General features: G+C 60.7%; 19 protein-coding genes. All 19 read left to right on the forward strand.

Annotation, left to right across the window (positions count from 1 at the left end):
• Positions 1-649 precede the first annotated feature (649 nt).
• Positions 650-1,147 (forward strand): hypothetical protein, encoded by a 498-nt coding sequence (locus tag ACLI4M_RS13015; protein ID WP_062818463.1) that lies wholly within the window; start codon positions 650-652, stop codon positions 1,145-1,147.
• Positions 1,148-1,167: 20 nt separating this feature from the next.
• Complete coding sequence (gene tssJ / locus ACLI4M_RS13020; protein ID WP_133624696.1) at positions 1,168-1,674, forward strand: type VI secretion system lipoprotein TssJ; 507 nt, start codon at positions 1,168-1,170, stop codon at positions 1,672-1,674.
• Between the two features lie 23 nt (positions 1,675-1,697).
• On the forward strand, positions 1,698-3,041 hold the full coding sequence (tssK, locus tag ACLI4M_RS13025; protein WP_133624695.1) for a type VI secretion system baseplate subunit TssK: 1,344 nt from the start codon (positions 1,698-1,700) through the stop codon (positions 3,039-3,041).
• Positions 3,042-3,058: 17 nt separating this feature from the next.
• The gene (locus tag ACLI4M_RS13030; RefSeq protein WP_133624693.1) at positions 3,059-4,300 is read left to right on the forward strand and encodes a DotU family type VI secretion system protein; all 1,242 of its coding nucleotides are present in this window, start codon (positions 3,059-3,061) and stop codon (positions 4,298-4,300) included.
• Entirely contained in the window at positions 4,300-7,926 is a 3,627-nt protein-coding gene (tssM, locus tag ACLI4M_RS13035; RefSeq protein ID WP_133624691.1) for a type VI secretion system membrane subunit TssM, read from the forward strand. Before ACLI4M_RS13030 ends, tssM begins: the two co-directional genes overlap by 1 nt.
• A gap of 16 nt (positions 7,927-7,942) precedes the next feature.
• A complete protein-coding gene (gene tagF, locus ACLI4M_RS13040; protein WP_133624689.1) occupies positions 7,943-8,653 on the forward strand; it encodes a type VI secretion system-associated protein TagF in 711 nt (236 codons plus the stop codon).
• A gap of 8 nt (positions 8,654-8,661) precedes the next feature.
• On the forward strand, positions 8,662-9,663 hold the full coding sequence (tssA, locus tag ACLI4M_RS13045) for a type VI secretion system protein TssA (RefSeq protein WP_048914722.1): 1,002 nt from the start codon (positions 8,662-8,664) through the stop codon (positions 9,661-9,663).
• Between the two features lie 48 nt (positions 9,664-9,711).
• Complete coding sequence (gene tssB, locus ACLI4M_RS13050; protein WP_048914723.1) at positions 9,712-10,248, forward strand: type VI secretion system contractile sheath small subunit; 537 nt, start codon at positions 9,712-9,714, stop codon at positions 10,246-10,248.
• A 3-nt stretch (positions 10,249-10,251) separates the two neighbouring features.
• Positions 10,252-11,751 carry a type VI secretion system contractile sheath large subunit gene (gene tssC / locus ACLI4M_RS13055; protein WP_048914724.1) on the forward strand — a complete coding sequence of 500 codons (1,500 nt, stop codon included), beginning with the start codon at positions 10,252-10,254 and terminating at the stop codon, positions 11,749-11,751.
• A 228-nt stretch (positions 11,752-11,979) separates the two neighbouring features.
• On the forward strand, positions 11,980-12,462 hold the full coding sequence (locus ACLI4M_RS13060) for an Hcp family type VI secretion system effector (protein ID WP_048914725.1): 483 nt from the start codon (positions 11,980-11,982) through the stop codon (positions 12,460-12,462).
• Between the two features lie 408 nt (positions 12,463-12,870).
• A complete protein-coding gene (locus tag ACLI4M_RS13065) occupies positions 12,871-13,752 on the forward strand; it encodes a peptidoglycan-binding protein (protein WP_048914726.1) in 882 nt (293 codons plus the stop codon).
• A gap of 11 nt (positions 13,753-13,763) precedes the next feature.
• Positions 13,764-14,162 (forward strand): lysozyme inhibitor LprI family protein, encoded by a 399-nt coding sequence (locus tag ACLI4M_RS13070; RefSeq protein ID WP_133624687.1) that lies wholly within the window; start codon positions 13,764-13,766, stop codon positions 14,160-14,162.
• A 431-nt stretch (positions 14,163-14,593) separates the two neighbouring features.
• Positions 14,594-16,453, forward strand: coding sequence for a type VI secretion system-associated FHA domain protein TagH (tagH, locus tag ACLI4M_RS13075; protein WP_133624684.1), 1,860 nt, complete (start codon positions 14,594-14,596; stop codon positions 16,451-16,453).
• Positions 16,453-17,247 carry a PP2C family protein-serine/threonine phosphatase gene (locus ACLI4M_RS13080; RefSeq protein WP_133625125.1) on the forward strand — a complete coding sequence of 265 codons (795 nt, stop codon included), beginning with the start codon at positions 16,453-16,455 and terminating at the stop codon, positions 17,245-17,247. Before tagH ends, ACLI4M_RS13080 begins: the two co-directional genes overlap by 1 nt.
• 17 nt (positions 17,248-17,264) lie before the next feature.
• Complete coding sequence (locus ACLI4M_RS13085; protein WP_133624682.1) at positions 17,265-18,260, forward strand: hypothetical protein; 996 nt, start codon at positions 17,265-17,267, stop codon at positions 18,258-18,260.
• 9 nt (positions 18,261-18,269) lie between these two features.
• Positions 18,270-19,097 (forward strand): type VI secretion system accessory protein TagJ, encoded by an 828-nt coding sequence (locus ACLI4M_RS13090; RefSeq protein ID WP_133624680.1) that lies wholly within the window; start codon positions 18,270-18,272, stop codon positions 19,095-19,097.
• Positions 19,094-19,660: a type VI secretion system baseplate subunit TssE gene (gene tssE / locus ACLI4M_RS13095; protein WP_133624678.1), complete on the forward strand. Its 567-nt coding sequence runs from the start codon at positions 19,094-19,096 to the stop codon at positions 19,658-19,660. Before ACLI4M_RS13090 ends, tssE begins: the two co-directional genes overlap by 4 nt.
• Before the next feature lie 17 nt (positions 19,661-19,677).
• On the forward strand, positions 19,678-21,552 hold the full coding sequence (tssF, locus tag ACLI4M_RS13100) for a type VI secretion system baseplate subunit TssF (protein WP_133624676.1): 1,875 nt from the start codon (positions 19,678-19,680) through the stop codon (positions 21,550-21,552).
• Positions 21,549-22,601: a type VI secretion system baseplate subunit TssG gene (tssG, locus tag ACLI4M_RS13105; protein ID WP_133624673.1), complete on the forward strand. Its 1,053-nt coding sequence runs from the start codon at positions 21,549-21,551 to the stop codon at positions 22,599-22,601. Before tssF ends, tssG begins: the two co-directional genes overlap by 4 nt.
• Positions 22,602-22,625 lie beyond the last annotated feature (24 nt).

A 22,625-nucleotide genomic window follows, 5' to 3' on the forward strand; every position in this document is an offset into this window, starting at 1 on the left:
AATCATAACTTAAGTGGATTAAGCACGTTGAATTGTTGAATGTTGTCTGTAAACTTATCGTGAAATTTACAAATAAATACTTCCCATTACCTTTTTGAGATGACTTTTGTCAGCCTCATGCGGTAGCTATAGCCAAATTCCAGCGCGACCACTCTTTGTAACTTGATGTTATTGATCGTAATTACGGTTGTTCGCTGGTATGGTAAGGATTGTTGCCGCCTGTGGTGCTTTACAATCCATTTTTGGCTTCATTTGGAGCTGTAGCCATAAGTTTCCGAATTATAAGCGTAATGGAAGCTATCTGGTCTAATCTGTTCTAATCGTAACCTATTGATTTTTACTTTTATAATCGCTGCAAATTAATCAATGATCCTGGGTGGTACCGTTATCACTCTCGGCTTATTGATGTATCGCTTAAGTGAATCAGTAATCTTGTCTGATGTGAGCTTTTGATCAATCTCGCCTGCAGGAAGCAGCGGATAAATCCTGGTGACTTGATTCTTGCCTGGCTCAGCAGCGCTTCGCTGGCAAATGCCCGGCACGCTGCCCCCTTCCTGCTGGTTAAATCTGTACTGCTGTCTTTTTTTGGTGCTGTTCTGCGGGCATATCTGCCCGTCCCTGTCATTTTGAGAAACGTATGAGGATCATGGTGAAAATTCGTATCGCATTAAGCCTGCTGTTTGTGTTGAGCGTTGCCGGATGCAAAGCACCACCGCCGCCAATGACGGATGACACGATTGTTTCCAGTACTGTCGATGGGGTGAAGCTGAGCTATCGCCACGCTATCACTCCGCCGCAGAGCTTCACGCCCGTCAACGAAGAGTACCGTGCGCTGTACGGCGCCTCAGTGATGAGCCGACCTGACTTTGGCGGCAAGCTGGTGCGTAACCTGGATAACGCGCAGAGCTTCACCGTGCTGGGAACGGTAGAGAATAACTGGCTGGCAATTGCCGAAAGCGGGCAGGAGCAGCTGCTGGGCTACGTGCCGCTGCGAGCCGGTGTGAAAAGCGACATTTACGACAAAACGATAAAGGCCGATCAGCGCCGTAAGCGCGTGCGCGCTCCAGCGAAAAAGACCTGCGTTGCGGTGGATGGCGATAGCAAAGCGTGCCAGAGCAGCAACAGCGGAACCTGGATCATCGATTAATCGTTAATGGTCGCCCGATTATGAACAGACTGAATATTTGGCGCCTGAGCCTTCAGGTGCTTTGCCTCACCGCGCTGGCACTGCTGGCCGGCTGCGGTTCATCTTCACGAGACACACCCACGCAATACAGCCTGCTGTTCCAGGCGCATCCGCAAATTAACCAGTCGGCACCGCTGAAAGTGCGCGTGCTGTGGCTGAAATCCGATGCGGATTTCATGTCGGCTGATTTTTACTCTCTGCAAAACAACGCGCAGAGCGTGCTGGGTGCCAACCTGCTGGACAGCGAGCAGTTCTTCCTGATGCCGGGCCAAACCAATAAAAAAATCGTCGGGCAGAACAACCCTGGCGCGCGCTACATCGCCATCATGGCGGAATACCAGGCGCTGGATGGCAAGAGATGGCGTCTCTCCCTGCCGTTACCGCAGCCTTCAGACAGCCGTTTTTATGAGGTCTGGAAGGGGTCGGACGATGAGCTGCATGCCGAAGTCATTGCGGATATCAGCGGCATCCGCGTGGTGAAAAACTGACAGCGCCGGAGACAGGAGCCAATATGAGCAAAGCAGAAAAAGTGGTCTGGACCGAAGGCATGTTCCTGCGCCCGCACCATTTCCAGCAGTCTGAAAGCCACCTGCACAGCACCCTGCGTGACTGGGGCCTGGCACAGCGCCCCTATCTGTGGGGGCTGCACGATATCGAATTCGACGAGGCGATGCTGCGCCAGGGCAAAGTGGCGCTGGTCTCCGCCAGCGGGCTGCTGCCGGATGGCACCGCCTTCTCGTTTCGCGATGCGCGCCAGTCGCCACCCCCGCTAAGCATTCCGGACAACCAAACCAACGTGAAAGTGGTGCTGGCACTGCCGGTACGGCGCGGCGGGCGCGAAGAGGTGATTTTCAGCGAAGCGGGGGATTCCCTGGCGCGCTTTATCAGCTTCGAACGCGAAGTCGATGATTACAACGCTATCTCGGTCGGTCAGGCGGCCGTGCAGTTCGGGCGCCTGCGCCTGCGGCTAATGCTGGAGAGCGAACTGACCGCGGAATGGACGGCGATTGGCGTGGCGCGGGTCAGCGAAAAGCGCAGCGACAGCCAGCTGCGCCTCGACAGCAGCTATATCCCGCCGATGCTTAACGCCATCAGCCAGCCGCTGCTGTACGAATATGTCGGCGATATTCACGGCCTGCTGGAGCAGCGCAGCCAGCAGATCGGCCAGCGCCTGCAGCAGTCCGGGCGCTTCAATACCGCTGATATGGTCGACTTTATGCTGCTGGCGCTGATCAACCAGCAGCTGGGCCACATCAGCCATGTTAAAAATCTGCCGCTGCTGCACCCGGAAGCGCTGTTCCAGCACTGGCTGGCCTTTGCCAGCGAGCTCACCAGCTGGACGCCGCAGCGCGGGCCGCACAATACGCTGCCGGTGTATAACCACGACGATCTGGCAGGCTGCTTCGGGCAACTGACGCTGCTGCTGCGCCAGGGGCTGTCGCAGGTGATGGAAGAGAACGCCATCCAGCTGCCGCTGACCGAGCGCTCCCACGGCCTTAACGTGGCGACGGTTACCGAAGCGTCAATGGTGCGCGAGTTTGGCTTTGTGCTGGCGGTGCGCGCTAACGTACCGGCCGACGCGCTGCAAACTCACTTCCCGGCGCAGATGAAAGTCGCCCCGGTGACCAAAATTCGCGATCTGGTGCAGCTGCAGCTGCCGGGCATGGTGCTGCGCGCGATGCCGACCGCACCGCCGCAAATCCCCTGGCACGCCGGTTACAACTACTTCCAGCTGGAGAAGGGCGGGGAGTTATGGAAAGAGATGGAGAAGTCCGGGGCCTTTGCCCTGCATCTCGCCGGGGAGTTCCCGGGGCTGGAGATGGAATTCTGGGCAATCCGCAGTCACGCCGTCTGAGCAGGGAATGAATCACCATGAAACAGGAACGACACGCCGATGCGCAAGCCTGGGTTTCCGGGGCCAACAGCCATAACCCGCTGGTGGCGGCGGCCAATCCGCTGCTGAATGCTATCCCGCAAATCCGCCACTCGGTTTCCCACCCCGATCCCGCCGGCTTACGCCAGCGCCTGATCGATGAGATCCGCCAGTTTGAGATGAGCTGCCAGCGCGCCGGGCTGCCGTATGAAGCGATTATCGGCGCCCGTTACTGCCTGTGCACCGCGCTGGATGAAGCCGCCGCGCTCACTCCGTGGGGCGGGCGCGGCGTCTGGCCGGGCAGCGGCCTGCTGGTGACGTTTCACAATGAAACCTGGGGCGGGGAGAAATTCTTCCAGCTGCTGGCACGCCTGTCGCAGACGCCGCGTGAACAGATTGCGCTGCTGGAGCTGATTAACTTCTGCCTGCAGATGGGCTTCGAAGGACGTTACCGGGTGATGGATAACGGCCGCTCGCAGCTGGAAACCATCAAGCAGCGCCTGCTGCAGATGATCCGCTCAGTGCGCGGCAGCTATGCGCCGCCGCTGTCGGTCCACCCGGAAGATCACCCGGTGACGCGCAAGCTTTGGCGCCCGGTGGTGCCGCTCTGGGCCTGCACCGCCGTGGTGGGTTTCCTCGCCTGCCTGCTCTACATCCTGCTCAACTGGCGTCTTGGGGATTACACCAGCCCGGTGCTGGCCTCGGTTTATCAGACCGCGCTGCCGGAAGTCACTATCCACGATCCGGCGCCAGCACCGCCTGCCGCGCTGGACCTGAAAACCTTCCTGCGCCCGGAGATCGAACAGGGACTGGTGTCGGTGCGTGATGAAGCCGACCGCAGCGTGGTGACGCTAAAAGGTGATGGCCTGTTCAGCTCGGCCGCCACCTCGGTAAGCGACGGCTACGCCAGCGTGCTCAACCGCATCGCGGCGGCGATGAACAACGTCAGCGGGCGCATCCTGGTGGTGGGCTACAGCGACAATGTGCCAATCCGCAGCGCCCGTTTTGCCTCGAACTATGAACTGTCGCTGGCGCGCGCGCAGTCGGTCACCGAACAGCTGCAGCAGCATCTCTCCCAGCCGCAGCGCGTCAAAGCGGAAGGGCGTGGGGAGAGCAACCCCATCGCGCCGAACAACAGCGCCGCTAACCGCGCGCGCAATCGCCGGGTCGAGATCACCCTGCTGGTGGCACCGGGAAATACCCAGGCCCAGCTTAACGGCCAGGTGCAAGGAACTCACTGATGCTGAATATTCTGTTTGCCGTCTTAACCAACCGCCTGCTGTGGGGCTTTGTTGGTATCACCGCGCTGTCGTTTATTATCTGGGTGATTGGCCCGGTGTTTTCGATTGTCGATTCACGCCCGCTGGAGCCGGAAGTCAACCGCCAGATCAGTATTGGGCTGCTCTACCTGGTGTGGGCTCTGGGCAACGTGGTGCCGCGCCTCTATAACAGCTGGCTGAACCGAAAGCTGATGGGCAGCCTGAAAACCACGCCGGGGGAGTCGCCAGATGGGGAGAGCCCGCGTCTGACCAGCGAAGATCGGGTGCTGGCGGAGCGTTTTAACGAAGCCTCCGAGCTGCTGAAAAAAGCGCACTTCTCTCACGCCAGCGGCCGCTCGCCGTTCTGGGCGCAGCGCTTCAGCCGTCAGTATCTTTACCAGCTGCCGTGGTACGTGATTATCGGCGCGCCCGGGGCGGGTAAAACCACCGCGCTGGTTAACTCCGGCCTGCAGTTCCCGCTGGCCGACCGCTTTGGTAAGTCCGCGCTGCGCGGCATTGGCGGCACGCGCAACTGCGACTGGTGGTTCACCAACGAAGCGGTGCTGCTGGATACTGCCGGGCGCTACACCACCCAGGAGAGTCAGCAGCAGCAGGACGCCAGCGAGTGGCAGGGCTTTATCGGCCTGCTGCGCAAATATCGCGGCCGCCAGCCGATCAACGGCGTGATCGTCACCGTCAGCATCTCCGACCTGCTGACCCAGTCGGCGGAGGCGTCGCAGCAGCAGGCGGTGGCGCTGCGCCAGCGCCTGATGGAGCTGCACGAACAGCTTGGCATTCGCTTCCCGGTGTATGTGCTGGTGACCAAAGCGGACCTGCTTAAGGGCTTCCGCGCTTACTTCGCCAAATTCGATAAGGCGCAGCGCGAGCAGATCTGGGGCTTCACCTTCCCGTGGGATAAAGCGCGGCTGGCCGATTTCGATCTGATGGCGGCCTTCACTCAGGAGTTCGCCCTGCTGCAGCAGCGGCTGGACGCCGGGCTGCCGGACACGCTACTGCAGGAGAGCGATGCCAAAGCGCGCGCGGAAAGTTTCCTCTTCCCGCAGGAGTTCGCCGCGCTGCGCCCGCTGCTGGCCGACTACCTCGACACCGTGTTTGCCCGCTCCAACTTTGAAACCCAGTTCTCGCCGCGCGGTATCTATTTCGCCAGCGGCACTCAAGAGGGGCTGCCGTTTGACCGCGTGATGGGCGAACTGAACCGCGCCATGCAGCTGCCGCAGGATGACAGCGGCGTACAGGGCAGCTGGCAGCAGGTCAGTAAAGAGGCGCCGATCCCCGGCAACAAAGGTCAGAGCTTCTTCCTGAAGGATATGCTGCAAAAAGTGGTGTTTGCTGAAGCCGGTCTGGCGGGCAGCAACCGCTGGTGGGAGCTGCGCAACCGCGCGCTGCTGGGGTCCGGCTATCTCGCTCTGGCCGCCGTGCTGGTGGTGGCCTCGCTGCTGTGGTTCACCAGCTACGGCAACAACAAAAGCTACCTGCAGCAAGTCCAGGCGCGGGTGCCGGAAGTGGCGCGCCAGAGCACGGCGCTGCAGGGCAGCGACCCGCGCGATCTCTTTGCGCTGCTGCCGTTCCTTAATAGCGTGCTGCACCTGCCGGAGAGCGACGAGTTTGACCTTAACTCACCGCCGCTGACCCGCCGCATGGGGCTGTATCGCGGCGCGGAAGTCAGCGATGCCACCCAGGCGCTGTACCAGAAAGCGCTGCAGCAGATGCTGATGCCGCAGGTGGCGCAGCTGATTACCACCTGGCTGCGCAACGACAACGGCAGCGATGCCGACTACAGCTATGAAGCGCTGAAAGCCTATCAGATGCTGTATCAGCCGAAACACTACGACGGCAAATTCCTGCACGCCTGGCTGATGCTGAATATCCAGCGCACTCTGCCGCAAAACGTCACTCAGGCGCAGGTGAAGCAGCTGGAGTGGCATCTCAGCCAGCTGCTGGAGAACCAGATTCAGGCCTCGCCGTATGCCCGGGATGATGCGCTGGTAAAGCGCGAGCAGGCGCTGATTAATCAGATGCCGCTGTCGCAGCGCGTCTACGGACGCCTGAAGCGCCTGCTGGAACGTGATGACAGCTTACGGGCGGTGTCGCTGGCTTCGCTCGGCGGGCCGCAGAGCGAACTGGTGTTTTCGCGCAAGAGCGGGCGCTCGATTGCTGACACCATCCCGGGGCTATACACCCCGGACGGTTACTGGAACAGCTTCGACAAAAACATCGCTGCGGTGACCAAAGCGCTGCATGACGATGACCAGTGGGTGCTCGGCGGTCAGGTACAGGGCGAGACGCAGCAGCAGACCGATGCGGCGGTGCGCCAGCTCTATATCAGCGACTATATTCGCCAGTGGGACGGGCTGCTGCAGGATATCCAGCTCAACGGCAGCGCCGACCTGGCGCAGCGCATCAACAGCGCGCGGCTGCTCTCCAGCAGCAGCTCGCCGCTGCGCAAGCTGGTGATTAACCTCAGCCACTATCTGGTGCTGGAAAAAGTGCCGCAGGGCGATGACAAAGCCGCTAAGCCCGCCGACAGCGTCAGCGATAACAGCGCCACGCGGACCCTGCAGGCGCTGTTCCGCTCGCGCCAGAACAGCCCCGGCGCGGCGGTACAGCAGACGCCGGAGCAGGCAGTGGCTAACCACTTCGCGCCGATTATTGAGCTGGCCGATCCGCTGGAAGAGGGGGGTAAAACCATCGCCTTCGACGACTTCCTTAAGCAGATTGACGACCTGTATCGCTACCTGACGGCGGTGCAGGACGCCGCCAACAGCGGCATGCCACCGCCGGCGGGTGAGGCGATCGGCCACCTGCAGGCCAGTGCGGGCAGGCTGCCCGGCTCGCTGCAAAACATGTTTACCAGTATGGCGGTCGGCGCCAGCAGCGACACCCAGCGCCGTGACCTCGACAACGTGCGTAAACGTATCAACGTCGAAGTCGGCGGCTTTTGCCGCCAGGCGATAGCCGGGCGTTATCCGCTGGTGCGTTCCGGGCGCAGTGAAGTCACCCCGGACGATCTGGCGCGCATGTTCGCTCCGGGCAGCGGCCTGATGGACAGTTTCTTCCGCGACAACCTGGCCAACAAGGTGGATACCACCCAGTCGGCGTGGCGCTTTACGCCAGGCATTGATGGCAAAACCCTGCCGGGCGGCGAGAGTATTCTGCGCCCGTTCCAGCAGGCGCAGAGTATTCGCGACGCCTTCTTTGCCAACGGCTCTACCACGCCGTCATTCCGCGTGACGGTGCGCACGGTGCGGATGGATAACGACATCCTCACCCTGACGCTGGACGTTGACGGTCAGCTGCTGCGTTACAGCCACGGCCCGCAGGCGGTACAGCTGATGAGCTGGCCGGGCAGCGGCGGCACCAACCAGGTGCGTATGCAGCTCGGGCTGGCCAACGGCACCACCTCGACGCTGGTGACCAACGGCTCCTGGGCGCTGAACCGCTTCTTTGACCGCGCCCAGCAGAGCGCAGGTAGCAGCAGCCTGAGCCGCCAGGCCACCTTTAACGTCGATGGTCACCGTGTGACGCTGGAGTTCACCCCAAACAGTATCCGCAATCCGTTCCAGCTTCCCGGGTTCTCATGCCCGTAGCCGTGAGGAGAAGAGAATGAGCCAGACGCCCGCGATTAGCTGGTACGGCAAATTGCCCAGCGCCGGAGATTTTCTCAAGCGCCGCTTTCCCGATGTGCTGTTTAACCAGTGGAGCCACTGGTTCCAGGTTGGCCTGCTTAACTGGCAGAACGGTGAAGAGCAGCCCTCAGAGAGCCGCCGTCAGTTTGCCAATGCCCCGGTATGGAACTTCGTGGTGCCGCCGATGCTGGGCAGCCAGCAGGTGCAGATGGGCTGCCTGCTGCCGGGTAAAGACAGCGTGGGGCGCCGCTACCCGCTGTGCGCGCTACTGAGCTTCAATCCGGCGCAGTGGTCGGCGCAGCAGCTGGCGCTGGCGGGGGAGTGGTATCAGCAGCTCGGGCGCACGCTGCTGCACGCGGTGCGCAACGGCTACTCCGCCGAACAGCTTGACCAGGTATTGCTGACCATTCCGGCACCGCCGCAGCCCGAACACTTAGACACCTCCGGCATTCTGGCGGTGATTGGTCAGCCGGCGGAAGAGAACACCCTCGGCTGGTCACAGGTGGCGGACTGCTTCAGCCCGCAGCAGTACACCAGCTTCTGGTGGACCAACCGCACCGACGGTTACCCGCTCTACACCCATCTGCACAGCGGCAACTTCACCAGCCAGCTGTTTTCGATGCTGTTCGACCCGGCGGCGGGTGCCAAACCCGGTCGGAACGGCCTTTATCCGCCGATGTTTGAATAGGAAATCCGATGAATATCGATGCGCTTCTTACCCCTGTCAGCAGCGAGCAGCCCTGCGGCGAAAACCTCGAATATGACGCCGACTATATGGCGATGGAGCAGGCCTGCGCCGGTAAAGCCGAGCAGCAGTTTGGCGACACCATCATCCCGGCGGAACCCGCCGACTGGAACAAAGTCGAGCAGCTGGCCCTCAGCCTGCTGGAGCGCAGTAAAGATCTGCGCGTGATGCTGGCGCTGACCCGCGCCTGGACCCAGCTGAAAGGGCTGCGCGGCTATGCCAACGGCCTGCTGCTGGTGCAGCAGGCGCTGCTGCTCTACTGGGAGCCGCTCTGGCCGCTGCTGGAAGAGGACGGGCAGCACGACCCGTTCTACCGCGTTAACGCGCTGGCGGCGCTAAGTGATAAATCGGCGCTCAGCACCGCCCTGCGCCAGGCCGCGCTGATACGCCATGCGTCCGACGAGATCAGCCTGCGCGATGCCTGTTCGCTGCTCGACGGCAGCAAGACCGACTGCCCCGGCTATCCCGGCGGTTTGACCCGCCTGCAGGATGAGCTGGCGCGCGGCGGTCCCGGCCCTGAAGCGGTGGTGCTGATAGCCGAACGCCTGCTGACCATTCGTGAAACCGTCACCGAGCAGCTGGGCAACGGCGGCCTGCCGGAGATGGAGCAGCTGCTAAAAACCGTCAACACGGTGGCCGCCGCCTGTCAGAGCACCGATCTCAGCAGCCTGATCCCACCGCCTGCCAGCAGCAGCGCCGCTGAGCCAACGCCTCAGAGCGCGCCGCAGTCCGCCGACTGGCGCACGGTGCAGCTCAGCTCACGCGCCGATGCGCAGCTGATGCTGGAGAAGGTGAAACACTATTTTGTCCGGCACGAACCCAGCCACCCGGCGCCGCTGATGATCGAGCGGGTGCAGCGTATGGTCGAGCTGGACTTTATGGAGATCATCCGCGACCTCGCGCCGGACGGCGTGCATCAGCTGGAAACTCTTTTCGGGCGTCGCGATAGCTAACGCTTGCGGCGCAATATTTTTGTACGCGCACATCCAATGGAGAACACCATGCCAGTCAGTAAATCCAGTGGGCAGAAATTCATTGCCCGTAATCGCGCGCCCCGCGTACAGATCGAGTACGACGTGGAGATCTACGGCGCAGAACGCAAAATCGAACTGCCTTTTATCATGGGCGTGATGGCCGACCTGGTCGGTAAACCCGTCGACGCTCAGCCGGGCGTGGACGAGCGCAAGTTCCTTGAGATCGATATCGATAACTTCGACGAGCGCATGAAGTCGCTGAAACCGCGCGTGGCGTTCCAGGCTGATAACACCCTGACCGGGGAAGGGCGTCTGAACATCGACCTGACCTTCAACAGCATGGAAGACTTCTCGCCGGACGCGGTGGCGCGCAAGGTCGAGCCGCTCAACCAGATGCTGGAAGCGCGCACCCAGCTCTCTAACCTGCTGACCTATATGGACGGCAAAAACGGTGCGGAAGAGCTGATCGCCAAAATCCTGCAGGATCCCACGCTGCTGCAATCCCTCAGCCACCTGCCGAAATCAGACGATGCCGCAGCGGACAGCAGCGCTAAAGAGGAGTAACTGATGAGCAACCCATCCCAGCAGTCGCTGGCGCAGGAGCAGCAGGCCTGGAGCCAGGACGAGTTCAGCGCGCTGCTGAACAAAGAGTTCCGCCCGAAAAGCGATCAGGCGCGTAATGCCGTCGAGAGCGCGGTCAAAACTCTGGCGCAGCAGGCGCTGGAGAACACCGTTACCGTCTCCAACGATGCTTATCGCACCATTCAGGCACTGATCGCCGAGATCGACGAGAAGCTGTCAAAGCAGGTGAACCAGATTATCCACCACGACGATTTCCAGAAGCTGGAAGGGGCGTGGCGCGGTCTGAGCTACCTGGTGAACAACACCGAAACCGACGAGATGCTGAAAATCCGCTTTATGAGCATCTCCAAGCAGGAGCTGGGCCGCACCCTCAAGCGCTATAAAGGCGTGGGCTGGGACCAGAGCCCGATCTTCAAGAAAGTCTACGAAGAAGAGTATGGCCAGTTCGGCGGCGAGCCGTTTGGCTGCCTGGTCGGCGACTACTACTTCGACCACGGCCCGCAGGATGTTGAGCTGCTGAGCGAGATGGCCCGCATTGGCGCGGCCGCCCACTGCCCGTTTATCACCGGTACCGCGCCGGGGGTGATGCAGATGGAGTCCTGGCAGGAGCTGGCAAACCCGCGCGACCTGACCAAGATCTTCCAGAACACCGAGTACGCCGCGTGGCGCAGCCTGCGCGAGTCGGAAGATGCGCGCTACCTCGGCCTGGTGATGCCGCGCTTCCTGTCGCGCCTGCCTTACGGCATCCGTACCAACCCGGTGGACAGCTTCGACTTTGAGGAAGAGACCGACGGCGCGAATCACGGCAACTACACCTGGACCAACGCCGCTTACGCGATGGCGGCCAACATCAACCGTTCGTTCAAGGACTTCGGCTGGTGTACGTCGATTCGCGGCGTGGAGTCCGGCGGCGCAGTGGAAAACCTGCCGTGCCACACTTTCCCGAGCGACGACGGCGGCGTGGACATGAAGTGCCCGACCGAGATCGCCATCAGCGACCGTCGCGAAGCCGAGCTGGCGAAGAACGGCTTTATGCCACTGGTGCACCGCAAGAACTCCGACTTTGCTGCCTTTATTGGCGCACAGTCCCTGCAGAAACCGGCGGAGTACCACGATCCCGATGCCACAGCCAATGCCCGTCTGGCCGCGCGCCTGCCGTACCTGTTCGCCTGCTGCCGCTTTGCGCACTACCTGAAGTGCATCGTGCGCGACAAGATCGGCTCCTTCCGCGAGCGTGACGAGATGGAGCGCTGGCTGAACGACTGGGTGATGAACTACGTCGACGGCGACCCGGCTAACTCCTCGCAGGAGACCAAATCGCGTAAGCCGCTGGCCTCCGCCGAAGTGCAGGTGGAAGAGATTGAAGACAACCCGGGCTACTACGCCGCGAAGTTCTTCCTGCGCCCGCACTACCAGCTGGAAGGCCTGACCGTGTCGCTGCGCCTGGTATCCAAACTGCCATCGCTGAAGTCGAACGACGCGTAATTAATCCCCGCAAGTATTTAGCCATTAATCACTTCGTTGTCATTAATGGCTAACTCTCTGAAATATCCCTGTAGCGATATTCAGAAATAAGGCAGAGGTAAAATATGGACTGTTTTATTCAGCTTCATTGCTTTCCTGTTTGCCATATCAGTGCTTTATCTAGACCCAAAGGTTTCCTGAAGGAAGCAGGGTAAAAGCAAAAACTTTAACTAATGAGAGTAGATAACTATGGCTATTGATATGTATATGAAGGTTGACGGTGTGACTGGCGAATCAAAAGATTCTAACCACACTGGCTGGATCGATATTGATTCATTCTCCTGGGGTGCTTCTCAGCCGGGCAACATGTCTGTGGGTGGCGGTGGCGGTGCCGGTAAAGTGAACTTTAATGACCTGCACATCAATGCAAAAATTGATAAAGCCGTTACAGCACTGCTGAAGAACTGCGCCAGCGGTAAGCACGTAGCAAAAGTAGAAGTGTCTGTCTGCAAAGCTGGTGGTACTCAGGTTGAATATACCCGCATTACGCTGGAAGACGTGTTGGTGACCAGCGTTCAGTTTGTTGGTTCAGAGCATGATGACACGCTGGGTGTGACCTATGCCTTCCAGGCGGCGAAAGTGAAACAGCAGTACTGGGAGCAGAGCACTTCCGGTGGTAAAGGCGCTGAGAGCAGCGCTGGCTGGAATATCAAAGAAAACAAAGAAGCGTAATGCTACTGCCCACTCGCTATGGGTGGGCATCTCCGAAAAGTTTCACGGAAACGCATCGAGTATTTAATCGGGTAGAGTGAACAACCGGGGCAGGATCGGGTCGACGTTTTGGAAAAACATGGCGGCCACCAGGTCCAGCGCCGGCTGTTTAGTATTTCAGTTGACCATAAATCAGACAAATGCTCAGTGACTAAGATGATTTAGAAGACGGCTCGTTATTGTGACTTAACCTCTGTATGCCGTGATAACAGGTAAAGACTAAGAATAATCAGAGAGATGAAAGGCATCTAGTCGGTGAGCCATGTGTTTGATACGTGCTGGATAATCCATGATGCCTCAGGCTGCCAGGATACCAGCCGATTTACAGGGATTCCCCCCGCAATTGAAACAGTAACGTGAGGAGAGTAAATGGCTATTATGGCTTCAGTCGGCCAGGGTGGTAAAAACCATTTCGGCGACGTTAAACAAGTTCAGCAGCTGCTTCAGCGCAATGGCTTCCCGCAGATCCGAGATGATGGCCGCATTGGCCCGAAAACCATTCAAGCGATTAAAGACTTTCAGTCGCGTTTTATGGCCCGGCCGGATGGGGTGATTGATGCAAATGGTAAAAGTTACAGTTATCTGATTCGGGGTAACGCACCGGGGCGTGTCGCACCGCCTGCGCGCTCAACGCCACCGGCTAACACGCCCGCCACCTCAGGGACGCTGACCGTCAGTGCCGGGCAGGTGACATTCGATGCGGAGGGGGGCGATAACCCCAGCCGAAACAACTTCAGCCGCCATATTCACTGTCCAAGCGATGATTCCGGAGTCACTATTGGGCGAGGCTATGACATGAAGATGCGTTCAGAGTCGAGCATTATCAGCGACCTGACGCAGGCGGGCGTGCCACTGGCTCAGGCTCAGCAGATAGCGAAGTCGCATGGCAAGAGCGGGGCCGCTGCTAAAGCATTTGTCAGGGACAATCGTGCCGCAATTGGAACTATCACTCATCAAATGCAAGTCCGCCTTTTCGAACTGATCTATCCACGTTATGTTGAGACGGCCCACCATTTTTATGATTTACGTACGGCGAATATCCCGCAAAGACCGACTTGGGAAAACCTCAAGCCCGCCGTGCGAGCCCTGACCGTGGATTTCGTTTATCAGGGCTTCAAAAGTGAAAATACCATGAAGAAATGTATGTCTAATGATATCGATACACTCATTAACTACATTGAAACCACACCTGAATTATCGCAGTATGAGGGTGGACGAAATCGCGTAGGTTTTTTGAAAAGAAATCGCTGAAAGGATTGTTTATGAATAAGAAGTTATTATCTGTCGCCCTGTTGTCATTATCATTTTCCAGCTTTGCGGCGCTAGCGGAGCAGGATTGTTCTAAGATGGATTCAACGGGTGGTGTTTATGATTGTGTCCAGAAGAATAAAGACGAGTCAGAGGCAGCGCTTAATAAAGCGTATGGCGAAGCAAAGAAAAAAATCACCGCTGCATACAGTAATGACGCAAGCTATGAAAAGCCCCTGCAGCTGGCTTTACTGGATGGACAGCGCGCATGGGTAAAATTTAGAGAGAATCAATGCAAAATGGAGTCCTTGGTCGCCGAAGAGGGCAGCTCTGCAAACAAAACCGCAGCTAACAACTGTATCATCAGAATGAATAAACAGCGCATCGCCCAGTTTGGTGAGATGCCTTACTAATCAATCCAATCCGGGCAGCCATAATGCGATTTATGGCTGCCCGGCAATAAAAAAACTTCTGAAAGACACTCTCACGATTATCGTTCCTGCGTTATTCATAGCGGCAAAGCCTGCTGGTTATTAAACCTTATAGGAAAAGCCTGATCGTTCGCTTCAGCGGCGATAACAGGTAATTAAGCTGTCAGACAGGAAAGAAAATTTTTTTTATTATTGATTAAGTACGGCGTTATTAATGCCGCTACTTCCGCTGAAAAATGTTCGTCAGCTAACTACAGCCGAATGTAACCCGCATGAAAAGCATTAAGCAGCTAGATAACATTCTCAAAAACTGATTTCCCCGCGCCCACCGCTACCTGAATTTCGCCCGTTTTAGTTTCCCTGCCGAGACGGGCGCAGTGCAGATGCCGAATACACCTGAGCAGGAACATCTTATGCGATTTACGATTATAACCACCAAACAGGGTCATCAGCCGCCGCAGAGCAGCTGCGATTTCTTGCCACCCGGCGGCACGATTGGCCGTGGCGTTGACAATAACCTGGTGCTGCCGGACGACGATCGCACCATCTCGCGGCTGCAGGCGATTGTGCACATCAGCGCCGACGGTGAGTGCCGTATCACCAACCGTGGCAACGTGACGCGCGTGCTGCTCAACGATATCCCGCTGGAGCGCGGCCGTCAGGTGGAGCTGCAGGATGGCGATGTGCTGGGCATTGATGACTATCGCCTGCAGGTCAGCGAGCTGGGCGAGGTAGCACGCCCGCTGGTGCAGCCGACGGTGGCCCCGACGGCTGCGCGCCCGCAAAGTGCAGCTGCCGCTGCCCCGCTGGCAAAACAGGCCGCGCAGACTGCCGCCATTCCCAGCGAGATCTGGGACAGCCTGGCGCAGGAGTTCTCCATCTCTGACAACCTCTCCAGCCGCCGGCAGAATAAAAGTGCAGAGAGCTATGCCAACCCGCTCACCGCGCCCGCTGCCGCAGAGCGTAACCCGGCCGACCCGCTGGCGCAGCTGGGGCAGGGCAGCGAGCCGCTCAACTTCGATCGCCGCCAGCAGACGCCGGAGAGCCTGTTCGAGCCTGACCCGCTGTTCAAGCAGGAAAGCATCTTCGATGACAGCACCCCGAGCACGCTGTTCCAGCAGCCCGGTGCTAAAAGCCCGCTGCCGGACAGCAAGCCGCAGGATGAGCAGGACCCGCTGGCACTGTTTGGCGCCGGCAGCAGCCCGGCGCAGGTTAACAGCGACGACCCGCTGGGCCTGATGATAGGTAGCGCCGTGCCGCTGGCGCCGCTGGATGAGGAGCCTGGCCAGCAGAGCGCGCCGATAATTACGCCGCCGCCGCCGCCGCACGTGCAGCCTGAAGCCGCCGCCCAGCCCGAAGCGCACGACGCGCAAAGCGCGCCAGCCGACGACCCGCTGCCGCCGCTCGACAGCGACTTCTCGCTGTTTGGCGCTGACGCCAGCCAGCAGCCTGACAACGCCGGGTTTGCCAGCTCGCCGCTGTTTGATGAGCCTGTCGATGCCGCACCCGCACCGCCGCCGCCGGACTACAGCGGCATTACGCTGCCGACCCCGCAGGCGATGGTGCGCCAGAACGCCCCGGTGCCAAAAGGCCGCCTGCGCATTGACCCGGTCGCCAACAGCAGCCAGCAGAGCAGCGCCGCAGCGGGCGGTGAAACGCTGGATGGCGAGCTGCTCAACGCGCTGATCGGCGGCATGGGTTTGCAGGACCTGCAGCCGACGCCGCGTTTTGACCACGACTCCATCCAGGAGCTGGGGCAGATGCTGAGCATGTTTTCGCAGGGCACCGTGGCGCTGCTGTCGTCGCGTTCGATCCTTAAGCGCGGGGTGAAAGCGGAGATGACGGTGATCCTCGACGAGGCCAACAACCCGTTCAAGCTGCTGCCTTCCGGTAAGTCGGTGCTGATGCAGATGTTTGGCAGCCGCATGCCCGGTTTTATGCCGCCGAAGCAGTCGGTGCGCGATGCGCTGGTGGATCTGCAGGCGCACCAGCTGGGAATGATCGCCGGGATCCGCGCGCTGATCGCCTCCATGCTGCAGTCGTTCAACCCGCAGCAGCTGGAAGAAGAAGCGCGGGCAGAGGGAGCCACCTCGCGCCTGTCACTGCCCAGCAGCCGTAAGGCCGCGCTGTGGGATCACTTCACCAAACGCTATGGCGAAACCGCCGGTGAGATAGAAGACGACTTCCACACGCTGTTTGGCGAAGCCTTCCTCCACGCCTACGACATGGAAGTGAACCAGTACAAAGACTCTCAGATCAGATCGGAAGAATGATGAATATCACCATTGCCTCAATGTCGAACCAGGGTGAACGCGCCAGCAATCAGGATCAGATCGGCGAGATCGTCGGTGAGCGCTCGGCCTGCTTTGTGGTGTGCGATGGCGTTGCGGGCCTGCCGGGGGGCGATATCGCCGCCAGCGTGGCGCGTAACACCATTATGCAGCGCTTTGACGGGCAGCAGCATCTGAATGCCCAGCTGATCCGCGAGTACGTCAACGGTGCCAACGGCGCTATCCGCCAGCAGCAGAAAAGCGAACCGGACTATCACCGCATGGGCACCACGCTGGTCAGCCTGTTTATCGACCGCGACTACGAGCTGGCTTACTGGGCGCACGCCGGGGACAGCCGCCTGTATCTGTTCCGCCGCGGTTATCTCTACCACGTCACCACCGATCACAGCCTGGTGCAGCAGATGAAGGATGCCGGGCATCAGACCGAAGGGATCAACGGCAACCTGCTCTATTTTGCCCTCGGCATGGGCGATGAAGATCGCGATGCCAGCTACAGCGACGTGGTGCCGATTGAAGATGGCGACGCGTTTCTGCTGTGTACTGACGGCTTCTGGCACGGCGTTTCCCAGCACCATATGCAGCAGTCACTGCATATGGTCAACACGCCGGACGAGTGGCTGACGCTGATGCAGCAGATGATTAAGAAAAACGAACAACAGTCGGAGGGCAGCCAGGATAACTACAGCGCCGTGGCCGTCTGGGTCGGGGAGCCGCAGGACACAACGCTGCTGCACTCGCTGTCGGAAGCGGCGCAGTTTATTCCGCTGCGTGATTGAAACAGGAAATGGATGTTATGAAATATTGGCTGTCAGGTGCTCTCTCACTCCTGCTCGCGTCCAGCGCCTGGGCGCAGGACTATCAGATTGTGCAGTCCCGCTCGCTCAAGCTGGATATCTGGATCGACAACGTTAAAAGCAACAGTCCGCAAAGCTGGTGCGCGCGCGAACTGCCGCTGCGCATCGTCGCCAACGGCAAGAAAGATCCGGCGCTGCTGGATGATTTCCTGCCGCGCGTCGCCAGCCTGTTACAGAGCCAGTGCGCTTCGCTCAGCCAGATCCACTGGCAGATGAACGATAGCGCCGGAGCCAAACTGGCGCAGGGCAGCGCCAGCAAAGCGCAGGAGTGGGTTCCCGTGGTGACGCCGGAGGCGCCCGCAGCAGCTGCCGTGGCTGCGGCGACACCGCCGGCCGAAGTGGCGCGCACGGCCCCAGCGGCAGAAGATCTCTCCCCACCCGCCGATACCACGCCGTGGATGCAGTTCAGCCTGATGGACGGCTGCCACTTCCGCACCTGGTGGCGCGGCAGCAGCCAGACCAGCGCACTGTTCGTTCCGGCCAAAGGCGGCGTCAGCTGCGGTGCTGATGGCTGGCTGAGCGGATCGGGGCAGATCACCCTCGTCGGGCACGGCGCCAGCAAAAGCCAGCGCATGAGCTTCCTGCAGGGCTTCCCGGTGGCTGGCCTGAATAACAGAGCGCCAGCCCACGCGCTGCAGATACTGACGGTCAACAACCAGCGCATGGTGCTGAGCGATGAGAAACAGCCCGGCAGCTGGATGGTCCTGCCTTACGCGCCGGAGCTGAACGGTTTCCAGGCCAGCGGCGAGCTGGTGGTACAGATCAGCGCGCAGGACGCGGCGGATAAAACCCTGCTGCAAAAGCGCCTGAATGAGATACGTAACCTGTGGTCACCGTACCTGAGTAACAGCACCGACCTGACCATCAAACTGGTGGATGCGCTGCACCCGCAGCTGCAGGACCCGGCCGCCGGGGCATTCAGCACGCTTCATTAAGGAAAGACCATGCACTCATTACAACAGCTCGTGGCCGGACAGTCGCTGAATGAAGCGCTGGCCCAGGTGGAAGGCCAGATCAAACAGAAGCCCGCCGATGCCGACCTGCGCGCCAGCTTCGTCCAGCTGCTGTGCCTGGTGGGGAACTGGAGCCGGGCGCTGACCCAGCTGAAAAGCTGGCGGGCGCTGAAGCCGCAGGCGCAGCCGACGGTCAACCTGCTGGAGCAGGCGATCGGCGGTGAGTTAAAGCGTGCCCTGGTGTTTAGCGGCAAGGCCACACCGCGTATGCCGGGCGACGGCTGGAGCTGGGCAGAGCAGCTGTTACAGGCGCTGACGGCCGATCGTTGTGGCGACCATGCGCAGGCCCAGGCGCTACGTGCCGCCGCCTTTGACGCCGCCGCGCTGAATCCCGGCCAGCTGATGCGCCAGGGGGAAGCGCAGCCGCACGCTTTTGACTGGCTGATGGATGGCGACAGCCGCTTAGGGCCGCTGTGCGAGCTGATGGTTAACGGTGAGTACAGCTGGCTGCCGTTCGGCGCCATCAGCGAGCTGCGTTTTCAGCCCCCGGCCAGCGTCACCGACCTGGTGTGGCGCCATACGCTGGTGCGGCTGATCGACGGCAGCGAACAGGTGTGCCAGATCCCGGCGCGCTACCCGCTGGCGCAGGACGCCGACGACCGTTACCGGCTGGGATCGCTGACCGAATGGCAGCCTTTACCTGCTGATGAGCAGCAATTCAGCGGCCACGGCCAAAAAAGCTGGCTCAGCGCGCAGGATGACTTTCCGCTGCTGAACCTGGAGACGCTGACCTTCGCCGCAGCGGAGCCTGCACCATGAGCCAGCAAAGCGGAGACGGGCACGACCTGCTGCACGGCGGCTACCGCCAGCGCCGCCAGCAGGAGAGCTTAAGCGCGCGCGACAAAATGCAGGCCTCGCTGCTCGACCGCCTGACCGATAACGCGCCCGATAAGCAGCAGGAGGCGGCTTACCACACGTTGATCTCGCACAGCTCGCTGCGCCGTAACGTACTGCGCGACCTGCAGTGGCTGTTTAACACCATCAACAACGAAGCCCAGCAGGACCTGCAACCCTTTCCGCAGGTTAAACGCTCCACGCTCAACTTCGGTATCGCGCCGCTGGCCGGGCAGCGCATGTCGGACATTGAGTGGCTGGATATTCAGCGCAAGCTGACGGCGGCGATCCTCAACTTCGAGCCGCGCATCCTGCCGGGCGGCCTGCAGGTGCGCTGCGTCTCCGACACCGGATCGCTCGACCTGCACAACGTGCTGTCGATAGAGATTAAGGGCCGCCTGTGGTGCGTGCCGTACCCGCTTGAATTCCTGTTTCGTACCGATGTGGATCTGGAAAACGGTCACTTTGAGCTGAAAGATATCGGTTAATAAAGAAGGTCATTGTCATGGACAGCAAGCTGCTTGATTACTACAACCGCGAACTGGCCTACCTGCGTGAGATGGGGGCCGAGTTTGCCGGGCGCTATCCCAAGGTTGCCGGGCGTCTGGGGATGCGCGGCGATGAAGTGGCGGACCCTTACGTTGAGCGGCTGATGGAGGGTTTCGCCTTTCTCACCTCGCGCGTACAGCTGAAGATGGATGCCGAGTTCCCGCGTTTTTCCCAGCGCATGCTGGAGATGATCGCGCCGAACTATCTCGCGCCGACGCCGTCGATGGCCATCGCCGAGCTGCACCCGGACAGCCGCAAGGGCGATATCAGCGGCGGATTCTGCGTGCCGCGCGGCACCATGATGGACAGCCAGATCCTCAAGCAGAGCGGCGTGACCTGCAGCTACACCACTGCCCACGACGTGATGCTGCAACCGCTGGAAATAAAGCAGGTCGAGCTGGGCGGCATCCCGGCCAATATCCCGCTCGGCCAGCTTGGGCTGAGCCAGCTGGGGGCGGTGAGCGCGCTGCGCATCCGCCTGAAGTGCGATGAAGCGGTAACGCTGGCGCACCTTAACTTCGACAGCCTGATGTTTTTCCTCAGCGGCCCGGATATGCAGGCGCAGCAGCTGCTAGAGCTGGTGATGCAGCACTACGTGGGCGGCTTCTGCCAGAGCGTGACGGCCAGCCCGCGCCGCACGCTGCTGGATGATGGCGCGGTGCAGCAGGAGGGCTTCGCGCCGGAACAGGCGCTGCTGCCGGATGACCTGCGTAACTTTGATGGCTACCGCCTGCTGCAGGAGTATTTTGCCTTCCCGGCGCGCTTCCAGTTTATCAGCATCAGCCAGCTGCGCCCGCTGTTGCAGGGCGCAGGGGAAGGGGAGCGTGAGTTTGACATCGTGCTGCTGCTGGATAAAAGCAGCGAGGCGCTGGAACGGGTGATTGATCGCAGCCACCTGGCGCTGCACTGCACCCCGGTGATCAACCTGTTCCCGAAGGTGGCAGAGCGCCAGAAGCTGAATGACAGCGTGCATGAGTATCACCTGGTGGTGGATAACATCCGCCCGCTCGATTACGAGATCTTCTCGGTGCAGAAGCTGTATGCCAGCGGTGATAACCAGCGCGAGGAGCAGCTGTTCCGCCCGTTCTGGAGCACCTTCAGCGACGACGGCGGTAACTACGGCGCCTATTTTTCGCTGCGCCGCGAGCAGCGCACGCTGTCGGAACACGCGCAGCGCTACGGCACGCGCACCGGCTATGTCGGCTCGGAAGTGTTTCTCTCGCTGGTGGATGAACAGCACGCGCCGTGGCATGAAGATCTGCGCCACCTCAGCGCGGAAGTGCTCTGCACCAGCCGCGACCTGCCGCTGCTGCTGCAGCAGCAGCAGGGCAACTTTGTGATGCCGGACTCGGTGCCGATCCGCCAGCTGACGCTGCGCAAAGGGCCAACGCCGCCGCGTGCTGCGCTGGCCGAGGGCAAAATCGCCTGGCGGCTGATCAGCCATTTGCAGATGAACTACCTCAGCCTGATGGACGGCGATGACGGCCAGGGAGCCGCCGCGCTGCGCCAGATGCTTGGGCTGTATGCCAATCTGGCCGATGCCCCGGTGGCGCGCCAGATTGAGGGCATTCGCCACTGCCAGCTTAAGCCGGTGTTCCGCCGGGTGCCGGAGCCGGGACCGATTGTGTTCGCCCGCGGCATCAGCGTTGAGCTGGAGGTGGATGAACAGGCGTTTTCCGGCGCCAGCCCGTGGCTGCTCGGCAGCGTGCTGGAGCGGGTTTTCTCACGGCTGGTAGCGATTAACACCTTCACCGAAGTGACGCTCAACAGCCAGCAGCGTGGGGAGGTCGGCTACTGGGCGCCGCGCATGGGTAAAAGGACGCTGATATGACCGCGCAGGCTGCAAAAATTCATCGCCTGAAGCGCCTGCCCGCCGACTTCTGGCCCGCGCTGCAGGCCGCGCCCTGGCGTTACGATCTGTTCCAGCTGCTGCGGCGCATCGATGCACAGGGCGGGGAGCGTTATCCGCTGGGGCGTGCGCCGCTGCCGCGCCATGAACCGCTGCGCATCGGCCAGCTGCCCTCGCTGGCGTTTGCTCCCTCGACCATTGCCAGCGTTACGCCGCGCGACGGCAGTCCGCTGCATGAGGTGTCGATCTACAGCTTCGGGCTGTTTGGCCCTAACGGACCGCTGCCGGTTCACCTGACCGAGTACGCGCGTGAGCGCATCTATCACCAGCAGGACCACAGCTTCACTGCCTTTGCCGACCTGTTTCACCACCGGCTGACGCTGCTGTTCTACCGCGCCTGGGCCGATGCGCAGCCGACCGTGGCGCTGGATCGCGCCGGGCAGCGCCATTTTGAGCAGTACATCGCCAGCCTGATCGGCATGGGCCAGCCGGGCCAGCTGCAAAAAGGCAGCCTGAGCGACCACGCCCGCTTCGCCGTTGCCGGGCACCTGGCGCGCCAGGGGCGCGACGGCGAAGGGCTGGAGAAGGTCCTGCGCCACTATTTTCGCGTGCCGGTAAAGCTGGTGGAGAACGTGCCGCACTGGCAGCCGATTGACCCGCGGGAGCGCGCCAGCCTCGGGGCCGGACGGCGTAAACCGCGCCTCGGCGAGTCGGCATTCCTCGGCGTGGCGGTGCGCGATGTGCAGCATAAGTTTCGTATCGAGCTGGGGCCGCTGCCGCTGGAGAAGTACAACCGCCTGCTGCCCGGCGAACCCTGGGCCGTGCAGCTGCGCGACTGGGTGCGCCAGTATCTCGGCATCGAATACGTCTGGGACGTGCGCCTGACGCTGGCGGCGCCGGACGTGCAGGGCATCACCCTCGGCGGCAGCGGGCGGCTGGGCTACAGCAGCTGGCTCGGCCAGCCCGCAACGCCGCAGCCGCGCAGTGACTTAACCTATAGCCCGGAAGTGCAGGAAGAGATCGTCAGCTGACCCCTTGCCTGAGGGCAGGATCCT

Source organism: Erwinia sp. LJJL01 (genome assembly GCF_047300805.2).
Classification (GTDB): Bacteria; Pseudomonadota; Gammaproteobacteria; order Enterobacterales; family Enterobacteriaceae; genus Erwinia; species Erwinia aphidicola.